Genomic DNA, 23,395 nt, shown 5'->3' with positions numbered 1-23,395 from the left:
TATAAGTTGGAGCGGATATTCGTCATTTCAGCACTAAAAAACTAGCCGCATAATGGTTTCATCAAATTCATCTTGGTCAACAACGGAAAAACCAAACTGTTCAAAAAATGGTTTCATCATGTCATTGCCTTCGATATAACAAATTGATACTGATTGATATTTACCTAAGCTTTTTATTTCATCGAGAACAAGTGGAATAGCCAGAGAACCAAAGCCTTTTCTTTGGTGTTTAATATCAATCATCAATTGGCCAATAAAAACCTCTTCGGGCCGACCATTTTCATGGTTTGAATAATATTGAACAAAGCCAACGGGCTCATTATCAACATAGATACCACGATTAATATAGTAATCAAAAAATTTTGAGGCTGCGATTGACTCTGAGTTAAGAGCCACAAAGTCTTCCTGTTCTTTAGTTATTTCAAGACAGATGATATCCACCCAATTATCTTTGGTGATATCTTTTAACGTAATAGTCATAAACACCTTTCTTTTGGTTTGCCGTTCACAATGCCGCTGCGATAAAAAGACGACTTAGTGTAAATTAACAACAAACACTTTTTTGTTCGCGCAATTCGTGCCTTTATATTTTTCGATATTCAATAAACAAATAACAGGTAAACATGTTACGGATAACATGAATTTCAGCAAATAGACTAAAATAAAATTTCGACTCATTTATTGCTTTCAAATTAAGAAATATTCAGAATTGAGATCCATGTCAAATATCACTGCCGAATACAATATTATTGTAAAATATCAAATTTTTTTGAAGAAAATTCGCAAAAACACATCGGTACATTAAACTGATAATCAAACTCAAGATAGGATAAAATAAAAACGAAAACTCAAAAAAACCACAATAACATCCAATTAAAATTCAATTTTTATCATTATATAAATTCAGTAAAAATAAAACCTTGCCATAAAAAAATAAATAAAACCTGAACAACCTCACATTTACTGGGTATTTGATAATTCCTCGCATTAACACACCAAAAAATCAAAATTACTTATGAAACAGCATGTTAAATAATTAATAATAATTTGTATCAATCTGAAAAATAAAAATATTTTTAATATAAAAATGCAAAAACATTTCAATAACTACATCTTTATTAATAAATATTAATTTATTGATTTTAACCATGCCTTTTCGGCATGGCTAAGAGACTTTCGGAATATTGTCAGGAAAATAGTTTCATGGATAGTATGAATACGAAAATGATGCATTTTTATTATAAATATATACGAAAAACTCTTAAAAACATTTCCAATGAAAGGTAACACTATGGGTATATTAAAAGATAGTAAGTTGCTTTTGGTTAGCTTACTTATCATTCTTCTTTCGGAAGCTATAGGGCAAATTAAAATCAGTTTAGTCATGGTTTTTCCAATGCTTTATTCCATGTTGATGGGTGGTATTATCAGTTTTCCAAAATTCAAAATCCTCAGCGAAAAAAATATGGCACACGCGAGCTCGATAATGAGTGTTGCGTTAGTTATCTTAATTGCAAAATTAAGCACCTCCGTTGGTGCATCTTGGGAAAAAATAATTCAAGCCGGTGGCGCATTAATCTTGCAAGAAGTCGGCCACTTTATCGGTACTATTTTGCTCGGTTTACCGCTTGCTATCATGTTAGGCATGGGCCGTGAAGCCGTTGGTGCCACCTACTCTATCGGTCGTGAACCTAATATTGCCATTATCGAAGCCAAATATGGTTTAAGTTCACCAGAAGGCCGCGGCGTTATGGCAATGTATATTTGCGGGACGTTATACGGTGCAGTTTGGATGGGTGTTATCGCCAGTGTTATCGCAGGACTCGATATTATGAGCCCACTTGCTTTAGCCATGGGTGCTGGTGTGGGTAGTGGTTCGATGCTAGCAGCATCTGTTGCCCCATTATTGGAACTTTATCCTGAACACGCCGCAGATATTCAAGCATTCTCATCCTCTGCAAACTTGATGTCTTCGGTATTAGGTCTGTACATCTACATCTTCTTCTCCTTACCGTTTGCCTCTTTCTTGTACAACAAATTGAAAAGAAAACGTGCAACCGCATCAGCAGATACAGAATAAGGATATAAGATCATGAAAAAGATGGCAGAAATTGCAATAATCATCGTGTTAGTCATCATCTTCACTTCACTGGGTGATGCACTCGGCGGTTCAATTTATGGCCGTGGTAGCTTTGGCGCAGTCTTTAGTGACTCACTTATCGCCATGGCATTATTAGGGGGTATGTCATTTGTGGCATACTTAATTGCACAAATCCCACCATTAGGTAAGTTACCCGTGATTTTCTGGGTATCTTTAATTGCGGCGGGTCTGTGTTCACCGTTATTCCCTTACGATAAAGAAATGATCGCAATGACAGGTAAAATCTCACTTGCCGTCATCAGTACGACAGTACTTGCCTTTGCTGGTCTTTCACTCGGTAAAGATATCGACAAATTTAAAGCCATTTCATGGCGGATCATCCCAGTTTCACTGGCGGTCTTTACGGGAACATTCTTATTCGCTGCACTTATTGGTCAAGTGACACTTTCATGGAGCGGCGTTATCTAACAATAGGAAATATTTACCATGACAATGACCAAAGACCAATTGAAAGCCATCGTCTGCGAGACAATTGCAACCCATAAAGGGGATATCAAAAAATTGGCTGAAGATATTTGGGCAGAACCTGAGCTCGGCTATAAGGAAGTTAAAACAGCAAAAAAAGTGGAAGCTGCATTTTCTGCCTTAGGCGTTAATTACCGTAACCAACTCGCATTGACGGGGGTTAAGGCTCGCCTTAAGGGTGGAAAAGGGAGTAAACATAGTATTGCTGTGATTGGTGAGCTCGATGCGATTATTTGTGCGGAGCACCCAGAGGCTGATGATTTAACGGGCGCTGCCCATTGCTGCGGGCACAATGCACAAATAGCTAACATGATGGCTGTCACTATTGGTCTGGTTAAGTCAGGTGCTATGCAATACCTCGCGGGAGACGTCGTTCCTTTCGCCGTTCCCGCAGAGGAATATGTTGAACTAGCTTATCGTAATAAACTGATTGAGCAAGGAAAAATCAGTTATATCGGCGGTAAACCTGAGCTGATATCTCTTGGTGAGTTTGATGATATCGATATGGCAATGCAAATTCATTTAACCAGTGTCAAACCTGAACGTGAGACTGGTTTTATTGAAATGTCGACCACCACCAATGGGTTTATTGGCAAGCTGATTAACTACAAAGGCAAAGCATCCCATGCGGCGGCGGCCCCTCATCTGGGCGTTAATGCACTCAATGCGGCAATGATGGGGATCATGGGGGTGAATGCAATTCGCGAAACCTTCCAAGAAAAAGATTATATTCGTTTCCATCCTATCATCACACAAGGCGGTGATTTAGTGAATGTCACCCCAAGTGATGTCCGTATGGAAAGTTATGTCCGAGCGTCAAATGTTCCCGCAATGATTGATGCGAATGAGCGTATTACTCGCGCATTGGTTGCTGGCGCAATGTCAGTCGGTGCAGAAGTAGAAGTCAAAGATTTACCGGGTTACCTGCCGCTATATAACAACGATACGTTAAACGACTTATTGCAGCACAATGCCCACGACTTGATTGGCGAAGAAAATGTTTGGGTTGCTGGCCATATGACTGGAAGCACAGATACAGGTGACTTATCACATATCATGCCAGTGAGTCACCCGTGGATTGGCGCAATTCGCGGTGGCTTGCACGGTAAAGATTACGTTGTTTTTGATGATGATATGGCCTACATCCGCCCTGCGCAAATGATGGCAATGGCAATTATTGACCTATTATTTGATGATGCATCCCAAGCTGACGAAATGTTAGCTGATTACACCCCATTGATGAGCAAAGAGGAATATCTCTCATTTATTGGCTCTTTTAAGAACTAATTATAGAAACATGTCCCTTATTAATGCGTTAATCGCAATAAGGGGCATATAATCTTTCCAGCTTTAATCCTATCTTTATAGTTTCCCCTCTCATTAATTCAATATATTTTATATTCATCATCTCATGTAAAATAATTTGTAAAGCCATGCTATCTACGTCCTATTTCAAATAATAAAATTTAGCGTAAACTCAATAACCGCCTCTCTTAAATATAAAAATTTTTAATATAAAAACCAGAAAATACAAATTTAACATGCTGATATTAAAGGGATTTAATTATCTTTACATTTCCTGATGATTATTTTATTAAATTACCATCCTTATTATTCATGAGCCATGCAATACTGATATGATATAAATACGATCTCCATCACGCTCACTTTTTTAATATCCACGTTAAAATTCACTCTATGAATTGTTAGATAAAATAACATCTAGCAGAAGTGACTTATTTCTGAATCTAGCGCTTAAAATATACATAAATTAAATGAGTACGCTGTTTCTTATTCATGCTCACACCAGGGGCTCCTTAACAGCATTAAAAACGCTTTTTGTATACGGGATAAAACGTAATGACCAATAAATACAATATCAGTGAAAAGCTCTTTGCTTTAGAAACGTTTAGCAAAAAAACACGTCAGGATTTACATAAGATCCCTGAATTATCTGGGCAAGAATTCAAAACCTCACAATATTGCCGTGAATTGATGGAAAGCTTTGGCTATAACATCCGTTTATTTGAAGGTTACACCGGTTTTACCGCTGAATTGATTATCGACCCAGCAAAGCGCTTGATTGCCTATCGTACCGATATTGACGGCCTTGAAATGCCTGATTTAACATGCAATGAGCACAGCTCTGTCCATGAAGGTTGCGCTCATAACTGTGGCCATGATACCCACATGACCATCGCCTTAACGGCAGCAAAATACCTTAGCGAAAACCGTTCTGAACTCACTCATAACGTCCGTTTTATCTTCCAAATGGCCGAAGAAGACATGCGAGTACCGGGCGCTAACAAAATGGTAGAAATGGGCTGTATGGAAGGTGTTGATGAAGTATACGGCTTACATAATGATGCCGCTTTTGAAACGGGTTATATTAAATTCAATTCCGGGGTTATGTCCTCTTATGGCTCAGCGTGGACGCTAGATGTTCATGGCGTTTCAGCCCACGGCTCAACCCCTCATAAAGGGTTAGATGCTATCCGCGAAGCAACACGTATCATTGATTATATGGACTACATTGTTGCCAAAAAAACCGATCCTTTCAGCCCTGCCGTATTTGGTTGTGGCATGATTAATGGCGGAACTATTCCAAATGCGTTGGCTGATCATGTTCAGGCACGCGGTACCATCCGTTCAATGGATGAAGAAACCGACAAAATTTTAAAAGCCAGCTTTCATGAAATTGTCGCTCGTAGTGAAGCCGGCGGGTTTAAAACCACACTAGAAGCAAGCGGTTATCCCGCTGTCGTCAATCACCCGCAGGCTGCTAAAGTGATTTATGATGCTGCTGCGGCATTCTTACCTGCTGAACAGATAGATGCGAATGGTAAGCCAATGACGGGTAGTGAAGACTTCAGTTATATGATCAATGCCACTAAAGATAAACTCGGTGCCATGTACTTTTTAGGAAGTGGTAATCAAGCAAAAGGGATTAATAATTATTTACACGCTAACCCTTACTTTGTTGATGACGATTGTTTGCTGATTGGCGCTCAAATTTTTATTAATATTGCCACTCGTTAGAATAAAAATAACACACACAGTAATTTCAAAGCCGAGTAAATCATATTACTCGGCTTTTTTCTTATAGCTCAGGTAATTCTCTATATAACCTATCTCGCTCATTTTGTTCTGTAGGCACCCATTGATTCGGTTGATGAATATAGTTCAAATCAAGGTGAGGTGCATAATTAGAGATAAAATCATACATATAATCTTTTAAATGCATATGCCGGTTAATGCATACATGTGTATAACTTGGCTTCACTAAATGGCTAATATCAATACAGCGTAATGTCTCGCTATCTTCCTCTGGGTCAAAAGCCACCGTTGAAATAATACCTACCCCAGCACCACGTTTTACATAGTATTTAATAATTTCGGTATCTACCGCAGTTAAAACAACATTTGGCGTTAATTTATGTTGGTAAAAAACTTGGTCAAGTTTTGAATGCCCGGTAAAACCAAATACATAGGTAATTAATGGGTAACCAGCAAGGTCTTCAATAGAGAGCTGTTCACATTGAGCTAGCGGGTGGTCATGGGGCACAATAATACTGCGCGACCATTGGTAGCAAGGCATCACCAATAAGTCATCATAAAGGTGCATAGATTCGGTCGCAATAGCAAAATCCACATCCCCATTATTCACCATTTCTGCTATTTGGGCGGGAGCCCCTTGGTGAAAATGCAGTGAGATATTGGGGTAACGTGCGTTAAAACGTTCAATCACTTGGGGTAATTTATAGCGGATTTGTGTGTGTGTGGTTGCGATATGAAGATTTTGTTTTATCGTGGTATCTTCATGTGAAACGATACTTTTAATTTTATCGAACTGCGCCAGAATATCACACGCGACATGATGAACTTTCTCCCCAATCGGGCTAAGAGACAATAAGTTATTATTTTTTCTATTGAATAATGAAACGTTCAGTTCATCTTCCAATATTTTAAGTTGCTTACTGACAGTCGGCTGAGAGGTATATAATTTTTCAGCCGCGTTGGTGATATTGAAATCACTTCTAACCACTTCAACAAAACTTTTAAGCTGACTAATGTTCATTGCTGATTTATCCAATGCAAAATGGATTAAAAAATAGAGATATAAATCCAGAGTAAGATGCGACACCTTGGTTGTTATGTACAGTAATTATACCATAACGAATGGATTAGCAAGAACTACACTGTTACTTATTCCCAAGCAAATCACCCCTCTTTTATAATAAAGCAACCTAACATTAGTAAATGAAAAGCAAATTATTCACTCAAGATCACTAAAATTAAATTAATCACAAAATAAATAGTCATTTTGTGATAGCCATCTTACTTACTTTGGTTTTTACGCCATTTTCAAAAATATCTGGCTAAACAATACAATTAATCCTAATTCATTTTACTTAGATTGGGGGCGCCAATTTCTTATTAATCAATTGGTAGACAGGTTAATTATGCCACTAAGAATGGCATTATAAATAAATTATAGGTGCAAACATGAAAAGAATTAAAACCAAGTTTCTTTTGTTATTTTATATAATTATTTCAATAACCTCCACCAGTGCTTTAGCTACATCAGATAGCGATGCCCTTTATTTTTACCTTGTTAGACATGGACAAACTTATTCTAATATTAAAGAAATGACCATTGGTGGAGGCGGTAATGCTCAGCTTACAACCAAAGGGCGCTATGATGCACGCAGCCTTGGTTTAGGTTTAGAAGATGTCGATTTTATCGCCGGATACAGCAGTACATTAGGTCGAGCTCATGAAACCGCCAGTAATATTTTAACTGGCCGTAACATGGATATTATTGAGATTGAGAACTTAAAAGATATTTCTTGGGGTAACGCTGAAGGCGGTAGAATTGATGACTTAACGAGCCAATACGGCCATTCTGGTAATGAATTTGAATACTACTTTGGGAACTATAAAGATAAAAACTTCAAATCTGTCGTCAACACTGAAAGCATGTATGACTTTTCCCAACGCTTCGAGTCTGCATTATTAGATATTGCTAACCGTCATAAAAATGAAACTGGTAATATTTTAGCCGTTGGCCACTCATCAATGGCATTTTACTTGCAGAAATATCGTCAAGATAAGCCATTATCAGGGTTAAGCAATACTGCCGTTTCGGTATTAAAATATAAAGATGGTCAATTTACGCTTATCGACTTTAATAATACGGATTATTTAAAATCAGGTTATGCAAAACAAGAGAAACTTCCGCCTCTTGAAATCTCGATTGTCATCAACCCAATGACTATTTTAAATGATGCCAATGTAATGGAAGGCACTTCAGACTCCGATCTCAGTAAATCAGGTGTTGCGGCGGTTAATCAATTGAAACAACACATTAACCCTACTGACTATTTGGCGGTTTATAGCAGCACATTAAATAGAGCCAAATATACTGCAAACCACTTATTTGAAAATAGCACCCTACCAATCCAAATTAATCGTAATTTAGATGAAATTTTCCTTGGCCTTTGGGAAGCGGAGAAAATCAGCACATTAGAAAAAGACCCTAAAGGCCAGTTTACCAAATTACATTCAGGAAAAAATGTGTTGAGCTTTGAATCCCCAGTCGATGGTGAAACAGGAGCTATTGCAGCCTACCGATTAGAAAGCTTACTTAGAGATATTGGTATCAAAAATGAATTCCATACTGGAAAAATCATGGTGGTTACTCACCCGATTATTTTCAGTGCGTTTTTAAATAAAGTTCAGCCAGAGTACCAATTCATCCCTAAAAAAGACTTACAACTGATTACCCTGCAATATAAAAATGAAAAATTCAGTGTCAAAAACATCCAGTCTTTTAATGGTAAATAAGAGAAATTAACACCTTATAATCGCCAATAAAAAACCTCGCCATTGCGAGGTTTTTATCTCTTCAGAAAAGCTCAAAACGAATTATACATTTTTCCTTTCGATAGTTTCTTCCCCCCAATATAGCCTATCCGCAGTGGTCTTCGAAAAGGCCAGAGGTAAAACTTCATCAGAACCTTCCTCCCAAATTTGTTCTGCTAACACTTCATCATTATTCGCTAACTCAAAAATAGCTTGAGCAATTTCAATTGAGGTTTCTCTAACTTTAGCCCATTCAGCTATATCGTGAGGCTCTTTCATTATTCGCTCCTGATTAAATGGTTCTGGTAAAAATACTGAGAGATTTCAAGTCTGTGAATAAGATCACTACGACTTTAAATATATTGCCATTTTTCCCTTTTAGTGGCGCTCCATTGAACGCGCTCACTATTCACTCTCTCTAGTATATGACTATAAGTTAAGTAATAGAGATAAAAAAGTCATGAATATTCGCCATGTTGTTGCTATTGATTTAGGCGCATCTAGCGGTCGAGTCATGTTGGCTTGCTATGATGTGCATAATAAAAAATTATCATTAGATGAAATTCATCGTTTTACAAACCATTTGATCACTGAAGGCAACCATTGCTATTGGGATCTTGACGACATTGAGAACCAAATCCTGATTGGCTTACACCGTGTAGAACAATCTGGCATCAACATTGACAGCATCGGGATCGACACTTGGGGTGTTGATTATGTCCTACTTGACCGTGAGGGTCATACCATTGGTCGCAATTTCTCCTACCGAGATAACCGCACGCAAGGTGTCATGGAACAAGTTCAAACCGATCTCGGTGTTCAAAATATCTACCAAAAAACAGGGATCCAATTTCTCCCTTTCAATACCTTATATCAATTGAAGGCATTGCAACAATCACACCCTCAATGGTTGAAACAAGCACACCATTTATTATTGATTCCTGATTATTTAGCATACCGTTTGACCGGGCAAGTCAACCATGAATATACCAATATTACCACCAGCCAAATGGTTAACCTGCAAACAGGTGATTGGGATGAGGAGTTAGTCGAATATTTACAATTGCCACGCCGTTTATTAGGTGAAATCAAGCAACCGGGTAATGTCATTGGCTATTGGATCACACCGAAAGGCCAAAAAACCCCCGTGATCGCCGTAGCAAGCCATGATACGGCCAGCGCTGTCATTGCGGCTCCAATAGCCGATAGCCATAGTGCTTACTTAAGCTCAGGAACTTGGTCATTAATGGGCCTCGAGCGCACATCCCCTTGTACATGTGAAAATGCATTTGTTGCCAACATTACCAATGAAGGAGGAATTAATGGCCACTACCGAGTCCTAAAGAATATTATGGGGTTATGGTTATTCCAACGCATTTGTCTTGAACACGATGTGCAAGATATTTGCAGCCTCATTACCTCAGCAGAAGCTATCCCAGCATTCACGTATCTGATCAACCCGAACGATAACCGGTTCTTGAACCCGGAGTCGATGAGCCAAGCCATTAAAGAAGCTTGTCAGGAAAATCAACAATCCGTTCCAAATACTGCCGCTGAGCTAGCTCGTTGTGTTTTCGACAGCTTAGCACTGCTTTATCGTCAAGTGTTCCTTGAATTACAGCAGATAAATCATGCCCCATTACAACAACTGCATATCGTCGGTGGCGGCAGCCAAAATGCCCTACTTAACCAACTCTGCGCCAACACTTGCGGGGTTCCTGTGAGCACAGGTCCGATTGAAGCCTCCACCTTAGGAAACATTGGGTATCAGTTGATTGCCCTCAACACCATTCCAGATGTACCAACCCTGCGCACCATTATTGCAGAAAATACCGAACTTTGTTGGTTTCAACCTCAAAGCATCGCACTGGATGAACCTTGGAAACGATTTAAAACCATTACGGGCTAACTCAAGTTATTAACCGTATATCGATAAGTTATAAGGAAAATTTCATGTCTAATTACAAAGAAAGTTATCTTATTGCCAAACAACGTTTTGCTGACCTTGGTATCGATACTGAACTAGCGATGCAAGCTATGGCTGACTTGCCTGTATCAATGCATTGCTGGCAGGGAGATGACGTAGCCGGCTTTGAAAAATCAGCAACCGCTTTAAGCGGCGGTATTCAAGCTACAGGTAATTACCCCGGCAAAGCGACTAATGCGATTGAATTACGTGCAGATATGGATAAAGCAATGAGCTTAATTCCGGGCCCTAAACGCGTTAATCTGCACGCTCTTTACCTCGAAGCTGATACCACCGTCGAACGTAATGAAATTGAACCTCGCCATTTTGCCAATTGGGTTGATTGGGCGAAAAAAAACCATATCGCGCTCGATTTTAACCCATCTTACTTTTCCCATCCGCTAAGTAGCGAAGCGACGCTAACTCACAGTAATAAGGAAATTAGAGACTATTGGATTGGTCATGGACAAGCTTGCCGCCGTATTTCTGCGTATTTTGGTGAGTCATTAAACAGCGCTTCCGTGATGAATATTTGGATCCCTGACGGCATGAAAGATCTCCCTATTGACCGCTATGCCCCTCGTCAACGCTTAGTCGAGTCATTGGATGAAATTATCAGTGAAAAAATTGATATTAAATATCATATCGATGCCGTCGAAAGTAAATTATTCGGTATTGGCGCAGAATCTTACACCGCAGGCTCCAGTGAGTTTTATTTGGGCTATGCCATCACACGTAAAACCGCTTTATGTTTAGATGCGGGGCATTTCCATCCAACTGAAGTCATTTCGGATAAAATTTCAGCGGTCATTCCTTATGTTGAACGTCTATTACTGCACGTCAGCCGTCCTGTGCGTTGGGACAGTGACCACGTCATTTTACTCGATGATGAAACTCAAGCCATTGCCAATGAAATCATTCGCCATAACTTAAAGAACCGTGTGCATATTGGCCTCGATTTCTTTGACGCATCAATTAACCGTATTGCCGCTTGGGTCATTGGGACTCGTAATATGAAAAAAGCGTTACTTCGCGCCTTACTTGAACCAACCACAAGACTACGCCAACTCGAAATTAAAGGAGACTTCACAGCTCGCCTCGCGCTGTTAGAAGAACAAAAATGCCTGCCATGGCAAGCTGTTTGGGATGAATACTGTGAACGCAACAATGTTCCTGTCGGCGAAAAATGGTTAGATGAAGTTAAAAAATACGAAAAATCAACATTATTAACACGTTAAGGTGAATTGTATGCAAGATATTCTGACATCTTGGTTTGTTCAAGGAATGATAAAAGCCACCAGCGATATGTGGCTCAAAGGCTGGGATGAACGTAATGGCGGTAATGTGAGCTTACGACTCACTGAAGATGATGTTTCGCCATTTAAACACACTTTTCACGCTGACCCACGTTATATCGAAGCGACAGAGCCAGTTAAAGAGCTCGCAAACCAATATTTTATTGTTACAGGCTCCGGTAAGTTTTTCCGTAACGTTGCCTTAGACCCCGCAGATAACTTGGGTCTGGTTCGTATCGATAACGAAGGTCAGGGTTACCACATTGTTTGGGGCTTTGTGAATGGTGCAATACCAACCTCTGAATTTGCTGCACACTTTCAATCGCATATCACACGTATGCAAGCCACTAATGGCACTAACCGAGTCATCATGCACTGTCATGCAACTAACATCATTGCATTAAGTTATGTTTTACCGCTCGATAGTGCATCCATCACTCGTCATTTATGGGAAATGAGTACTGAATGTTTGGTGGTTTTCCCTGATGGTATTGGTGTGCTGCCATGGATGGTCCCCGGCACAGATGGTATCGGTTTAGAAACAGCGGAACAAATGAAACAACATGGCTTAGTACTTTGGCCATTCCACGGTATTTTTGGCTCTGGCCCAACTTTAGATGATGCTTTTGGTTTAATTGATACCGCAGAAAAATCTGCGGAGATATTGGTAAAAGTTCTCTCCATGGGTGGTAAAAAACAAACTATTTCAACAGAAAATCTGATTGCGCTTGCCAAGCGATTTAATGTCACACCAATGTCTGATGCATTGAAATAAAACCTGTTTCTCTGTGGATACCCCTTTCCTTCCACAGAGAAATTAAAACGATAATAAACAGTGAGGAATAGTTCATGGGCAGTGGAATTTTACTCGGTATTTTTTGGCATTTTGTCGGCGCAGCTTCAGCTGCCTGCTTTTACGCACCATTAAAGAAAGTTAAAAACTGGTCATGGGAAACGATGTGGTCCATTGCCGGTATTTTTTCGTGGATTATTTTACCTTGGACCATCAGTTATATTTTACTTCCTGACTTTTGGGCCTATTACAACTCTTTCAGTGCAAGTATTCTGATCCCTGTATTTTTATTTGGCGCCATGTGGGGGGTTGGTAATATTGGTTATGGCTTGACCATGCGCTATTTAGGTATGTCAATGGGGATTGGGATTGCCATTGGTATTACACTCATTGTTGGTACCTTGATGACCCCTATTATTCAAGGCACATTTGGCGAGTTGATTGCCTCGACTGGCGGAAAACTAACGATTCTTGGTGTCTTAGTGGCTGTTCTAGGGGTTGCTATCGTTTCCTATGCCGGGTTACTGAAAGAAAAGGCGACCGGAGTGCAAGCTGAAGAGTTTAACCTGAAAAAAGGCTTATTACTGGCAGTCATGTGCGGTATTTTCTCAGCCGGTATGTCATTCGCCATGAGTGCAGCCGTCCCTATGCACGAAGCTTCCGCTGCCCTCGGCGTTTCTTCTCTTTATGTCGCATTACCAAGTTACGTCATCATCATGGGTGGCGGCGCATTAATCAACTTAGGTTATTGTTTTATTAGGCTTATTTATCGCCAAGATATCTCTTTCAAATCAGATATCTCTGTCCCCAAAGCCCTACTGATCAGCAATATTTTATTTGCCATTTTGGGTGGCGGTATGTGGTACTTCCAATTCTTCTTCTACGCATGGGGACACGCCAATATCCCATCACAATACGGCTTTATGAGCTGGATGCTACATATGAGTTTTTATGTTCTGTGTGGCGGTATTGTGGGGTTAGCCCTAAAAGAATGGAAAGGCACTGGCAGAAAACCTGTACGAATTTTATGTTTAGGCTGCTTAGTGATTATCTTAGCTGCAAACATTGTTGGCTTGGGAATGGCAGCATAACGTAACGACTTTTTATTTTAATCGATCGGGAGGTCAGCGATGACCCATAGAATGATACTCAATGAAACCTCATACTTTGGCGAAGGGGCTATTAACCACCTTGTAGAGGAAATTCAAAAACGCCAATTTAACAAAGCACTGATTGTTACGGATGCGGATCTGGTTAAATTTAATGTTGTCAGTAAAGTCACCCAATTATTAGATAACGCTAAATTGGACTACGCCATTTATGATGCCGTTATTCCTAACCCAACCATTGATACCGTCCAACAAGGACTAAAACACTTCAAACAATTTAATGCAGATTATCTTATCGCTATCGGTGGTGGTTCCCCACAAGACACCGCTAAAGCGATTGGGATTATTATCAATAACCCACAGTACGAAGATGTGGTGAGCTTAGAAGGTGTCGCTCCAACCCAAAACCCAGCGGTTCCAATTATCGCCATCCCAACGACCGCAGGAACCGCGGCTGAAGTCACGATTAACTATGTCATCACGGACAACAAACTGTGCCGTAAATTTGTGTGTGTTGACCCCCATAGTATCCCTTTAGTAGCCATTATTGACCCATTAATGATGGCATCCATGCCTGCAAGCTTAAAGGCTGCTACTGGCGTTGATGCCCTCACTCATGCCATTGAAGGCTATATCACGAAAGGAGCTTGGGCACTTACCGATGCTCTGCACCTTAAATCCATAGAGTTGATCAGCAATTCGTTACAGCAATCCGTTAAGGGCGACCCGCAAGGCGTTGAAACAATGGCTCTTGCACAATATATGGCTGGAATGGGCTTCTCTAACGTTGGTTTAGGGTTGGTGCATGGTATGGCTCACCCACTTGGGGCGTTTTACAATACACCTCATGGCGTCGCCAATGCCATTTTATTGCCTCATATCATGGCGTATAACGCAAATTATACAGGGGAAAAATACCGCGATATCGCCCGTGCAATGGGCGTAAAAAATATAGACTCCCTACCACTTCAAGAAGCCAGAGATACCGCCATTGCAGCTGTCTTTGCGCTAAACAAAAACGTTGGTATTCCTGAAAAACTGCGTGAAATCGGCATGAAACCAGAGGATATTCCATCCCTTGCTCAAGCCGCCTTTGATGATGTGTGTACTGGGGGTAATCCACGTGATGCAACATTAGAGGATATCGCTGAATTATATCAAGCGATTTATTAGAGGACAGTATCATGATAAAAAAAGCATTTGTGATGCAAGTTGCTCCTAACGCTCACCAAGAATACCAGCGCCGACACGATGAAATTTGGCCTGAATTAGTGCTTACACTCAAAGAACACGGTGCACATCACTATTCTATTTTCTTAGATAACAATCGAAATTTATTGTTCGCCTATGTGGAAATTGAATCACAAGAACGCTGGGATAGCGTTGCACAAACAGAAGTATGCCAAAAATGGTGGAGGTATATGTCGGATATTATGCCATCAAACCCTGACAACAGCCCTATCAGTGATGAGTTAAGATCGGTATTTTATTTAGACTAATATCCCCCAGACAGTGCTAGTCTTTGGCTAGCACTTACCTCAATTTATTTTTCTGTAAAAAACAGCGTCGATATGCGCTTGCGGTCATATTCATTTTTCTATGGAAAACACTCGAAAAATAATTACTATCCTCATAGCCACATTGCCCCGCGATTTCACTGATAGACAATGAAGTACTACGTAATAATAATGTCGCTTGGCACAGACGTAATTGTTGCAGATATTCCATTACCGTCATTCCTGTTTTCGACTTGAACAAACGCTGTAATGAACGCGCGGACAACTGGTGTTCCTGAGCAAAATTATCTAATGAAAATGGTGTATTTATACTTAAATTTAAACAGTTTATTAGCTGATCCATTTGATGTAATAAGCTTATTGGCGCTTGGTCAGGCTGATACCTTAAACGGTAAATATAAATTGCCAGTTGTAAGAATAACCCTTCACAAAGATGAATCGATGGAATATCAGGCTTTTGGCATTCTGATGCTATTTTTTCAATAATTGGCGTTAATGTTGGTAAACTCGAAGGCGGTAGCTTCCAATGCCTAGATATTGCTGGCTGATGGCCTAATGGCACATACTTTTCAATAGATTGTTGAATCAAAAACTCATTAGGCTTATATAATATATTTACCAGTTTTAAATTATTTACAGAGTGATAGCCATGACGATCCTCTGCGTTAATATAAAACAGATCACCACACGTAATCGGGTAATCATCACCATTCCAATGGTGTAAGCCATTCCCGGAAAAAACAATCACAAACTCATTAAAATCATGGCTATGAATAATAAAATCTTCCTGAGAATTCCGTTTTTCTACCGTCACGGTATTTTCAGTTCGAATAAAATAATCGCTGCTGTTGAGAGTGATAATTTTTTGTATCATGGTCACCTCAAAAAAGTGTAAAGATGATCATGGCGATCTTTGTTAATTACTGCAATGACGCAGGTCACGAGGTGTGAAATTATACTCGCTCTTAAAACGCGTTGAAAAATACGCACTATCATTAAAACCACTTTCCAGCGCAATATCTGTAATAGTTTTCTCTGAAAAACGGATTTGATAATATGCTTCAGATAGCCTTAATTTTATTAAATAATTTTGTGGCGATATGCCTAAATTATTTTTCATATATCGATGAAAAGTACGCAGCGAAACCGAAAACTGAGTGGTTAAACTTTCCCAATCAATTTCTTCCATAAAGTTTGCATTCAACCATCGTAACATCTGAATAATACGCTGTTCATTATTCCCCTCACCTACGTGGTTATAACGTCCCTCTTGCAAGTTCATAATTAACTGTAAGAACAAACTTTCAGTATAAGCAGGGTCAGAACCATCACTTTCGTTAAGTTTATCAATAAGCTGTTGCGCTTTATTGCAATGCTCTTTATTTAATAGCCAATGGGAAATGTTTTTTTCAGTGTCGGCAGGAAAAAAATGACTGATATTGTTTATATAAGTAAAGGCAGAGTCTGAACGATATAACACATTAGTTAAATTGAGGTTAGAGACATTATCAAATAAGTGATAATCGCTGGATTTAATGTAACACACCATACCTGGGCATAATGTATAAGGCCGCCCATTAAGTACATGCAGGCCAACGCCTTGAGTCACCAAAAAAATCTCACTAAAATCATGTGTATGCTCAGGAAAAATAGGCTGAGGTACCCTTGGTTCAACCGCAATGTGCTGCTGTGGTGTGATAAAAAAATCTTCGCTATAGAGTTTCATGAAAGATCTCCCAATAAGTACTCCTCACCTGTATATTCACTGTTGGGTTTATGTCGCGATATTCCATTTACCGTAAATACCCCTACCCTTTCATTCTAGTGATCTTATCCAAAATCACCTTGAAATTACTGCCAAGCAATCACTTGTTATTGGCAATATTTTCAAGAGTTCATCGAATAAATGTGCGAAATGTGACATTGAATACACCAAAGCTACTTCATCTAAGATTACTGTTTTGTAAGAGAAGGCAATTTTCAGGTATTTTAACTCTCTGGCTTATAAAAATAGGATTGGTTATCAATAAACTGTTATCGAATGTAAACATAACCTTATGTTTTCACTTATTAGTTTCTGGATCTATGGCTCCCGATAAAGATCGGTTCATTATTACCGCCAAATGGATAAGTCTGCTTTACTATCACAATGATTTTTCGATTTTAAAGAAACTACATGAGAGGTACGTATTTTTGATCCGCGGTCTGAGTACTTAATTTCATCTATCAATTCCTATTTAAATGAAACGCCCATATCGTATTATCAGAATCGATTTCTATCAAACTGGTCGAGCTTAGTACATTTATAAGAAAGTTAATCTGATAGAAAAATAGTTTGTAGGTATTCATGAGGGCTACTTGGGAAGACTATAAGGTAAAAACCAGCTAATCCACTGAATTTTAGGCATAAAAAAAGACATCGATTGATGTCCATTGACTTCGAAATGGTACGCCCTACAGGATTCGAACCTGTGACCTACGGCTTAGAAGGCCGTTGCTCTATCCAACTGAGCTAAGGGCGCATTGATAATGCGGGCAGCCTATCTGGCTGATGGCGTTGAATTATACGGTTGCTGCGCGCTGAGTCAATGGCTTTTCGCTACTAAAATAACTATATGCTCATTTTATGTAATAGTTTGAACTGACAATGACCTTAACTTCTGACAAAATAGAGTCATTACCGTGTCTCATATATGGATTAAGTTACAGATGTTAGCAAAAATTATTGATGGGAAAACGATTGCGCAGACAATTAGGCAAGAAGTTGCTCAAAAAGTACAATTACGTTTAGAACAAGGAAAACGCGCCCCTGGGCTTGCTGTGATTTTAGTTGGCGCTAACCCCGCGTCACAAATCTATGTCGGCAGCAAACGCCGTGCTTGTGAAGAAGTCGGTTTTATTTCACGTTCTTATGATTTGCCAGATACAACAACAGAAGCTGAATTACTCAAACTGATTGATGACTTAAATCAAGATACTGAAATTGATGGAATTTTAGTTCAACTACCATTACCTGCGGGGATTGATAACGTCAAAGTCATTGAGCGTATTCATCCAGACAAAGATGTTGATGGTTTTCATCCGTATAATGTCGGTCGCTTGTGCCAACGTGCGCCGCGCCTTCGCCCATGCACCCCTAAAGGAATTGTTACTCTACTTGAGCGCTGCGGTATCAACACTTATGGTTTAAACGCTGTAATTATTGGCGCATCCAATATTGTTGGTCGTCCAATGAGCTTAGAGCTTCTGCTAGCGGGTTGCACTACAACAGTAACGCATCGCTTTACCAAAGATTTAGAACACCACGTTCGCCATGCTGATTTAGTTGTTGTCGCAGTGGGGAAACCCAATTTTATTCCTGGTGAATGGATTAAACCTGGCGCGATTGTGGTCGATGTCGGTATCAACCGCTTAGATAGCGGCAAAGTCACAGGAGATGTCGATTTTGACGAAGCCGCGAAAAACGCAGCTTGGATCACCCCAGTGCCTGGTGGTGTTGGCCCAATGACCGTTGCGACTTTAATTCAAAACACCCTTCAAGCATGTGAAGAGTACCACGATATTTAATGTAATTTTGGAGTAATCATGGATATATTCAATTTAAATGGGCACCCACACGTCGAACTGTGTGATTTGCTAAAAATTGAAGGCTGGGCGGAAAGCGGTGCAATGGCAAAAGCCATGATTGCAGATGGCTTAGTTGAAGTTGATGGTGTGGTCGAAACACGTAAACGCTGTAAAATTGTCGCGGGTAAAATCGTTTCAATGGGCAGCCAAAAAATTAAAGTTGTAGAATAATACATTTAGGTAAGCTGAAAAATTTCAGCTTACCTCTCTTTGCATAATAAATAACCACCTCCCTTTCCCCCTTTGTTCAAAATAATCCGATTTATTGTAAAACGACCAAAGCTCTTTTGAGGTTTTAGAAGATTTTTTCTTTAGCCATATTTAGTGTATTAAACATTCAAATAACCAAGCATATTGATAATTTAACTTATTGGTTTACAAAAACAAAAAGCTTCAGCAATTACTTCAGCTTTGTCATAAGGCAGATAAAAAACACTCAGTTCCTCCCCTTAAAAAATTTAACTTAGCTCTCATTTTTTGTATTTCGTACCTTAGCGACATAGACAAGACTAAACGATTCAGCTAACCTTGTTAACGATAACATGATTAACAAACAATCAGATCCGCTTGCAAGTCTTCTGGCTGATCCGGCAATAAATAATAATCAGGAGAAATTATGTTTAACTTACCAATAAGCGATATCCACCTTGCAGCTGCTGCATCTGATAAAAAAAATGCAATAGAACAAGTCGCTAAGGCTCTCGAAAATGCAGGTTATGCAAAAAGCGGTTACGCACAAGGAATGCTTAACCGAGAAACCCAAGCTCCCACCTTTTTGGGTAATGGTATCGCAATCCCACACGGGACAACGCAGACACGAGACCAAGTGTTGAAAACAGGTTTTGCTGTTTTCCAATTCCCTAATGGTATTGACTGGGGTGATAACCAAACTGCTTATATTGTTATTGGCATTGCGGCTCAATCCAATGAACATCTCGAATTACTTCGCCAGTTAACCCACATTATCAGTGATGAGCACACAGCTGACGCGATGGCCAAAGCTGACACCCCTGAAGCCTTAAAGCAACTTCTAATGGGTGAACGCCAAACTCAACCAGTGAAACTTGATGACTCAATGGTCACTGTTAGTGCTCAAGTTGATAATATAAACACATTAAAAATACAGAATATTATTAACTTACAAAACGCCCAAGCTGTTAGTACTGACTTTATTACCCAAGTTCTCACCCAAACACCTTCGTATTTAGGTCAAGGTATTTGGTTAAGTGATAGCCCTATTGGAAATATTCAGAATGCGATTGCGATAACGACCGTAAAAAAAACATTTAGCTTTCAAGGTAACCCAGTCAATGCCCTAATCACTCTCTCTTACGCTAATTATCAGATAGAAACTTTTTTACTTAAAATAAATAATTTATTGAAAAATAAAGAATTAAATCTAATTAACAACAATGGTAACGTTAACAATTTAATTAATTTATTGCGTAGTGAAGATTCACACACGGAAAGTGAATCATCAAGTACATCCGTAATCACTCAGGACTTCACCGTTCTTAATCCACATGGGCTACATACGCGCCCGAGCACCCAGCTAGTCACCACCATTAAGCAGTTCGAAAGCACTATTACTGTGAGTAATCTTGATGGTACTGCGACTCCCGTAAATGGTCGCAGCTTAATGAAAATCGTCAGTTTAGGCGCTAAATGTGGGCACCGTTTACGAATTCACGCAGAAGGTACAGATGCACAAGAAGCTATCGTTACCATTGGCGAGGCAATTAACTCAGGACTTGGAGAAGAAATCGCATGAGCAGAAGAGTCGCAACTATCACGTTAAACCCCGCCTATGATTTAGTTGGGCTTTTACCTGATATTCATAGAGGTGATGTGAATTTAGTCAAAACTGCTGGGCTTCATGCCGCTGGAAAAGGCATAAATGTGGCCAAAGTACTTAAAAACTTAGGAATTGATGTCACTGTTGGTGGTTTTTTAGGTAAAGAAAACCAAGATGGTTTCCAAAAAGCGTTCAGCGAAACAGGAATTGCTAACCGCTTTCAGGTTGTCGAAGGCCGCACCCGTATCAATGTAAAACTGACAGAGCACACCGGTGCAGTTACCGATTTTAATTTTTCAGGCTTCAGTGTCACTAAAGCGGATTGGCAACGTTTCGTCACCGACTCACTCAGCTGGGCGGGTCAGTTTGATATGATTTGCGTCAGTGGAAGTTTACCTCAAGGCGTTGATTTAAAAGATTTTACTCAATGGATGTTACGCCTTAGAGAACAATGCATGTGTGTCATTTTTGATAGTAGCCGTGAAGCTTTTGTTGCTGGACTCAAAGCTTCTCCTTGGTTAGTAAAACCGAATCATCGTGAACTTGAAATTTGGGCAGGAAAACCTCTTCCCACTCATCAAGATATTGTTGATGCCGCAAATCAACTTCGCCAACAAGGTATTGCCCATGTGGTGGTTTCTTTAGGCGAAAAAGGTGCCATGTGGGTCAATTCATCAGGCGCTTGGTTTGCTAAACCACCTGAATGTGACGTTATCAGCACCGTTGGCGCAGGGGACTCAATGGTAGGTGGGTTAATTTACGGGCTAATGATGAGGCAGACAAGTGAGCACACACTACGCTTAGCTACTGCCATTTCTGCACTTGCAGTCTCCCAACCCAATGTCGGTATCACAGACCGAGCGCAACTTGCACATATGATGACAAAGGTTGACTTACAACCGTTTACGGCTCAATGAGGATGAAAAACATGAAAATATTAATCGCTCCAAGCCACCAGCAAGGCCCTGCTATTTGCTGGCTAGCCATCGATGCCTTAAAGAATGTATCTGCCTTACAAAATATCACCTTCACTGAACAGCTTACTGATGCTGATATTGTGATTTGTTTTGACACTCAGTTGCCTGAAGATTTCAATTGTGCAGACAAAAAAATCTATTTCGGCCCCCCCGATGTCGCTGTTAGGCAACCTGCTGAATTCCTGACATCAGCAATTAATGAAGCCACACTTTGTGAACAACAAATTGCCGAACCGCAGCACACAAAAACTTTCTCTATATTAGCCGTTACAGCTTGCCCTACAGGGGTTGCTCACACTTATATGTCCGCAGAAGCACTTGAAGCTGAAGCAAAAAAACGAGGCTGGAATATCAAAGTAGAAACCCGTGGTTCTGTAGGGGTTGGAAATGAAATTACACCAGAAGAAATTGCACAAGCTGATTTAGTCATTGTCGCTGCTGATATCGAAGTCAATGTGGATAAATTTGCGGGAAAGCCAATGTACCGCACCTCTACCAGTGCAGCATTGAAGAAAACAGCACAGGAATTAGATAGAGCGATAAAGGAGGCGAGTACATTTTCGCCACAAAATGGCAAAAACTCATCACAATCAAGCCAATCCAACGAAAAACGCGGAGTCTATAAGCACTTACTCACAGGTGTGTCTTATATGCTCCCGATGGTTGTGGCAGGAGGATTGTGTACTGCACTTTCATTTGCTTTTGGTTTAGATGCATCCAATGTAGAAGGCTCTCTGGCCTGGGCGCTTAGCCTAATTGGTGGGCAAACAGCCCTTGCATTAATGGTGCCTGTACTATCGGGTTATATCGCCTATTCCATTGCTGACAGAACAGGGCTAACCCCGGGTTTAGTCGGTGGGGTACTTGCGACCACCTTAGGTGCAGGTTTTTTAGGCGGGATCATTTCCGGTTTCCTTGCGGGCTACAGTGCTCACTTTATTAGCACTCGATTAAAATTACCGCAAACAATGGAAGCGTTAAAACCGATTTTAATCGTGCCATTGATTTCGACTTTATTTACCGGTTTAGCCATGATCTATGTGATTGGTCACCCTGTAGCGTGGTTGATGGACTGGTTAACCAACTGGCTAAATACCATGGGAACCACCAATGCAGTGATCTTAGGTGCAATATTGGGTGCCATGATGTGTACGGATATGGGAGGCCCGGTCAACAAAGCTGCTTACGCCTTTGGTGTCGGCCTATTAAGTTCACAAACCTACGCACCAATGGCAGCGATTATGGCTGCAGGTATGGTGCCGCCACTGGCAATGGGGATTGCCACATTAATAGCGAGACATAAATTTGTTCCCGCTGAACGCGAAGCAGGTAAAGCCTCTTTTGTTCTCGGTTTATGTTTTATTTCAGAAGGTGCTATTCCGTTTGCCGCCAAAGACCCTATCCGTGTTCTTCCTGTTTGTATCATTGGTGGTGCAATAACTGGGGCGCTATCCATGTACTTTGGTATTCAGTTGATGGCACCTCACGGTGGTTTATTTGTGCTGTTAATACCCGGAGCTATTAATCATGTATTGATGTATTTATTCGCGATAGTAGCTGGTACGGTGGTTTCTGGTGTGCTTTATGCCATTGTCAAAAAAGCAACGCCCAAAGAAGCTCAACAAGAAATGGCAAGTATCGCTTAATCGCTCAGATTTAAGTTCCATTCCTAGTCCCTGTTGGTAGTCTTATTCCCCCCTTAACTGGGGGGCTTTTATTTCACACTAAAAATAAAAAACGGTTAAATATCAATACCTAACCATTTAAATATGCAGGATTTTTTAAGTCCATCAGTACTCGAAAGGATAACTTGGGGAGCATACAA

The 23,395-nt window shown here is 40.1% G+C and carries 21 protein-coding genes and 1 tRNA gene; 16 read left to right on the top strand and 6 right to left on the bottom strand.

Annotation, left to right across the window (positions count from 1 at the left end):
- Nucleotides 1-33: 33 nt before the first annotated feature.
- Nucleotides 34-480: a GNAT family N-acetyltransferase gene (locus FVA69_RS05695; RefSeq protein ID WP_004913470.1), complete on the bottom strand. Its 447-nt coding sequence runs from the start codon at nt 478-480 to the stop codon at nt 34-36.
- Between the two features lie 811 nt (nt 481-1,291).
- Between FVA69_RS05695 and FVA69_RS05690 the strand changes: the two genes are divergently transcribed.
- The 4 genes from FVA69_RS05690 (at nt 1,292) to FVA69_RS05675 (ending at nt 5,665) form a co-directional block, all read left to right on the top strand.
- Nucleotides 1,292-2,080, top strand: coding sequence for a DUF3100 domain-containing protein (locus FVA69_RS05690; protein WP_004913472.1), 789 nt, complete (start codon nt 1,292-1,294; stop codon nt 2,078-2,080).
- A 12-nt stretch (nt 2,081-2,092) separates the two neighbouring features.
- On the top strand, nt 2,093-2,569 hold the full coding sequence (locus tag FVA69_RS05685; RefSeq protein ID WP_004262394.1) for a hypothetical protein: 477 nt from the start codon (nt 2,093-2,095) through the stop codon (nt 2,567-2,569).
- Nucleotides 2,570-2,587: 18 nt separating this feature from the next.
- Nucleotides 2,588-3,913 (top strand): amidohydrolase, encoded by a 1,326-nt coding sequence (locus FVA69_RS05680; RefSeq protein WP_164528518.1) that lies wholly within the window; start codon nt 2,588-2,590, stop codon nt 3,911-3,913.
- A gap of 573 nt (nt 3,914-4,486) precedes the next feature.
- Nucleotides 4,487-5,665 (top strand): M20 metallopeptidase family protein, encoded by a 1,179-nt coding sequence (locus FVA69_RS05675; protein ID WP_117162778.1) that lies wholly within the window; start codon nt 4,487-4,489, stop codon nt 5,663-5,665.
- Nucleotides 5,666-5,726: 61 nt separating this feature from the next.
- On the opposite strand, the gene FVA69_RS05670 is transcribed toward FVA69_RS05675, so the two are convergent.
- Nucleotides 5,727-6,704 (bottom strand): LysR substrate-binding domain-containing protein, encoded by a 978-nt coding sequence (locus FVA69_RS05670; protein WP_109912087.1) that lies wholly within the window; start codon nt 6,702-6,704, stop codon nt 5,727-5,729.
- A gap of 428 nt (nt 6,705-7,132) precedes the next feature.
- Here FVA69_RS05670 and FVA69_RS05665 point away from each other — a divergent pair, with 428 nt between their 5' ends.
- Nucleotides 7,133-8,473 (top strand): 2-carboxy-D-arabinitol-1-phosphatase, encoded by a 1,341-nt coding sequence (locus FVA69_RS05665; RefSeq protein ID WP_109912086.1) that lies wholly within the window; start codon nt 7,133-7,135, stop codon nt 8,471-8,473.
- An 81-nt stretch (nt 8,474-8,554) separates the two neighbouring features.
- Here FVA69_RS05665 and FVA69_RS05660 read toward each other — a convergent pair whose 3' ends face one another.
- A complete protein-coding gene (locus FVA69_RS05660; RefSeq protein WP_004913488.1) occupies nt 8,555-8,770 on the bottom strand; it encodes a YccJ family protein in 216 nt (71 codons plus the stop codon).
- A gap of 181 nt (nt 8,771-8,951) precedes the next feature.
- On the opposite strand from FVA69_RS05660, the gene rhaB reads away from it, so the two are divergent.
- The 6 genes from rhaB (at nt 8,952) to rhaM (ending at nt 15,153) form a co-directional block, all read left to right on the top strand.
- Nucleotides 8,952-10,400: a rhamnulokinase gene (rhaB, locus tag FVA69_RS05655; RefSeq protein WP_004913490.1), complete on the top strand. Its 1,449-nt coding sequence runs from the start codon at nt 8,952-8,954 to the stop codon at nt 10,398-10,400.
- A gap of 44 nt (nt 10,401-10,444) precedes the next feature.
- A complete protein-coding gene (locus tag FVA69_RS05650; RefSeq protein ID WP_164528517.1) occupies nt 10,445-11,695 on the top strand; it encodes an L-rhamnose isomerase in 1,251 nt (416 codons plus the stop codon).
- Between the two features lie 10 nt (nt 11,696-11,705).
- Complete coding sequence (rhaD, locus tag FVA69_RS05645; protein WP_004913496.1) at nt 11,706-12,527, top strand: rhamnulose-1-phosphate aldolase; 822 nt, start codon at nt 11,706-11,708, stop codon at nt 12,525-12,527.
- A gap of 74 nt (nt 12,528-12,601) precedes the next feature.
- On the top strand, nt 12,602-13,636 hold the full coding sequence (gene rhaT, locus FVA69_RS05640; RefSeq protein WP_004913498.1) for an L-rhamnose/proton symporter RhaT: 1,035 nt from the start codon (nt 12,602-12,604) through the stop codon (nt 13,634-13,636).
- Nucleotides 13,637-13,675: 39 nt separating this feature from the next.
- A complete protein-coding gene (fucO, locus tag FVA69_RS05635) occupies nt 13,676-14,827 on the top strand; it encodes a lactaldehyde reductase (RefSeq protein WP_164528516.1) in 1,152 nt (383 codons plus the stop codon).
- An 11-nt stretch (nt 14,828-14,838) separates the two neighbouring features.
- The gene (gene rhaM / locus FVA69_RS05630) at nt 14,839-15,153 is read left to right on the top strand and encodes an L-rhamnose mutarotase (RefSeq protein ID WP_117162772.1); all 315 of its coding nucleotides are present in this window, start codon (nt 14,839-14,841) and stop codon (nt 15,151-15,153) included.
- Nucleotides 15,154-15,187: 34 nt separating this feature from the next.
- Here rhaM and FVA69_RS05625 read toward each other — a convergent pair whose 3' ends face one another.
- The 3 genes from FVA69_RS05625 to FVA69_RS05615 all read right to left on the bottom strand — a co-directional run bounded on the left by FVA69_RS05625 (nt 15,188) and on the right by FVA69_RS05615 (nt 17,693).
- Nucleotides 15,188-16,045: a helix-turn-helix domain-containing protein gene (locus FVA69_RS05625; RefSeq protein ID WP_004913509.1), complete on the bottom strand. Its 858-nt coding sequence runs from the start codon at nt 16,043-16,045 to the stop codon at nt 15,188-15,190.
- A 42-nt stretch (nt 16,046-16,087) separates the two neighbouring features.
- Complete coding sequence (gene rhaS, locus FVA69_RS05620) at nt 16,088-16,897, bottom strand: HTH-type transcriptional activator RhaS (protein ID WP_164528515.1); 810 nt, start codon at nt 16,895-16,897, stop codon at nt 16,088-16,090.
- Between the two features lie 719 nt (nt 16,898-17,616).
- Nucleotides 17,617-17,693: transfer RNA gene (locus FVA69_RS05615), tRNA-Arg, on the bottom strand.
- A 187-nt stretch (nt 17,694-17,880) separates the two neighbouring features.
- On the opposite strand from FVA69_RS05615, the gene folD reads away from it, so the two are divergent.
- From folD to fruA, 5 genes are all read left to right on the top strand, one after another.
- The gene (gene folD / locus FVA69_RS05610) at nt 17,881-18,738 is read left to right on the top strand and encodes a bifunctional methylenetetrahydrofolate dehydrogenase/methenyltetrahydrofolate cyclohydrolase FolD (protein ID WP_004913518.1); all 858 of its coding nucleotides are present in this window, start codon (nt 17,881-17,883) and stop codon (nt 18,736-18,738) included.
- Between the two features lie 18 nt (nt 18,739-18,756).
- The gene (ybcJ, locus tag FVA69_RS05605) at nt 18,757-18,969 is read left to right on the top strand and encodes a ribosome-associated protein YbcJ (protein ID WP_004913522.1); all 213 of its coding nucleotides are present in this window, start codon (nt 18,757-18,759) and stop codon (nt 18,967-18,969) included.
- Between the two features lie 445 nt (nt 18,970-19,414).
- On the top strand, nt 19,415-20,569 hold the full coding sequence (fruB, locus tag FVA69_RS05600) for a fused PTS fructose transporter subunit IIA/HPr protein (RefSeq protein WP_109912081.1): 1,155 nt from the start codon (nt 19,415-19,417) through the stop codon (nt 20,567-20,569).
- Nucleotides 20,566-21,510, top strand: a complete 945-nt coding sequence (gene fruK, locus FVA69_RS05595) for a 1-phosphofructokinase (RefSeq protein ID WP_109912080.1) — start codon at nt 20,566-20,568, stop codon at nt 21,508-21,510. The genes fruB and fruK overlap by 4 nt, the downstream gene beginning before the upstream one ends.
- Nucleotides 21,511-21,521: 11 nt before the next feature.
- On the top strand, nt 21,522-23,216 hold the full coding sequence (gene fruA / locus FVA69_RS05590; RefSeq protein WP_164528514.1) for a PTS fructose transporter subunit IIBC: 1,695 nt from the start codon (nt 21,522-21,524) through the stop codon (nt 23,214-23,216).
- The last annotated feature ends 179 nt before the right edge of the window (nt 23,217-23,395 follow it).

The organism is Providencia sp. PROV004, from assembly GCF_011045615.1.
GTDB classification, from domain to species: domain Bacteria; phylum Pseudomonadota; class Gammaproteobacteria; order Enterobacterales; family Enterobacteriaceae; genus Providencia; species Providencia rettgeri.
This window is presented reverse-complemented; position numbering and strand designations above follow the sequence as displayed.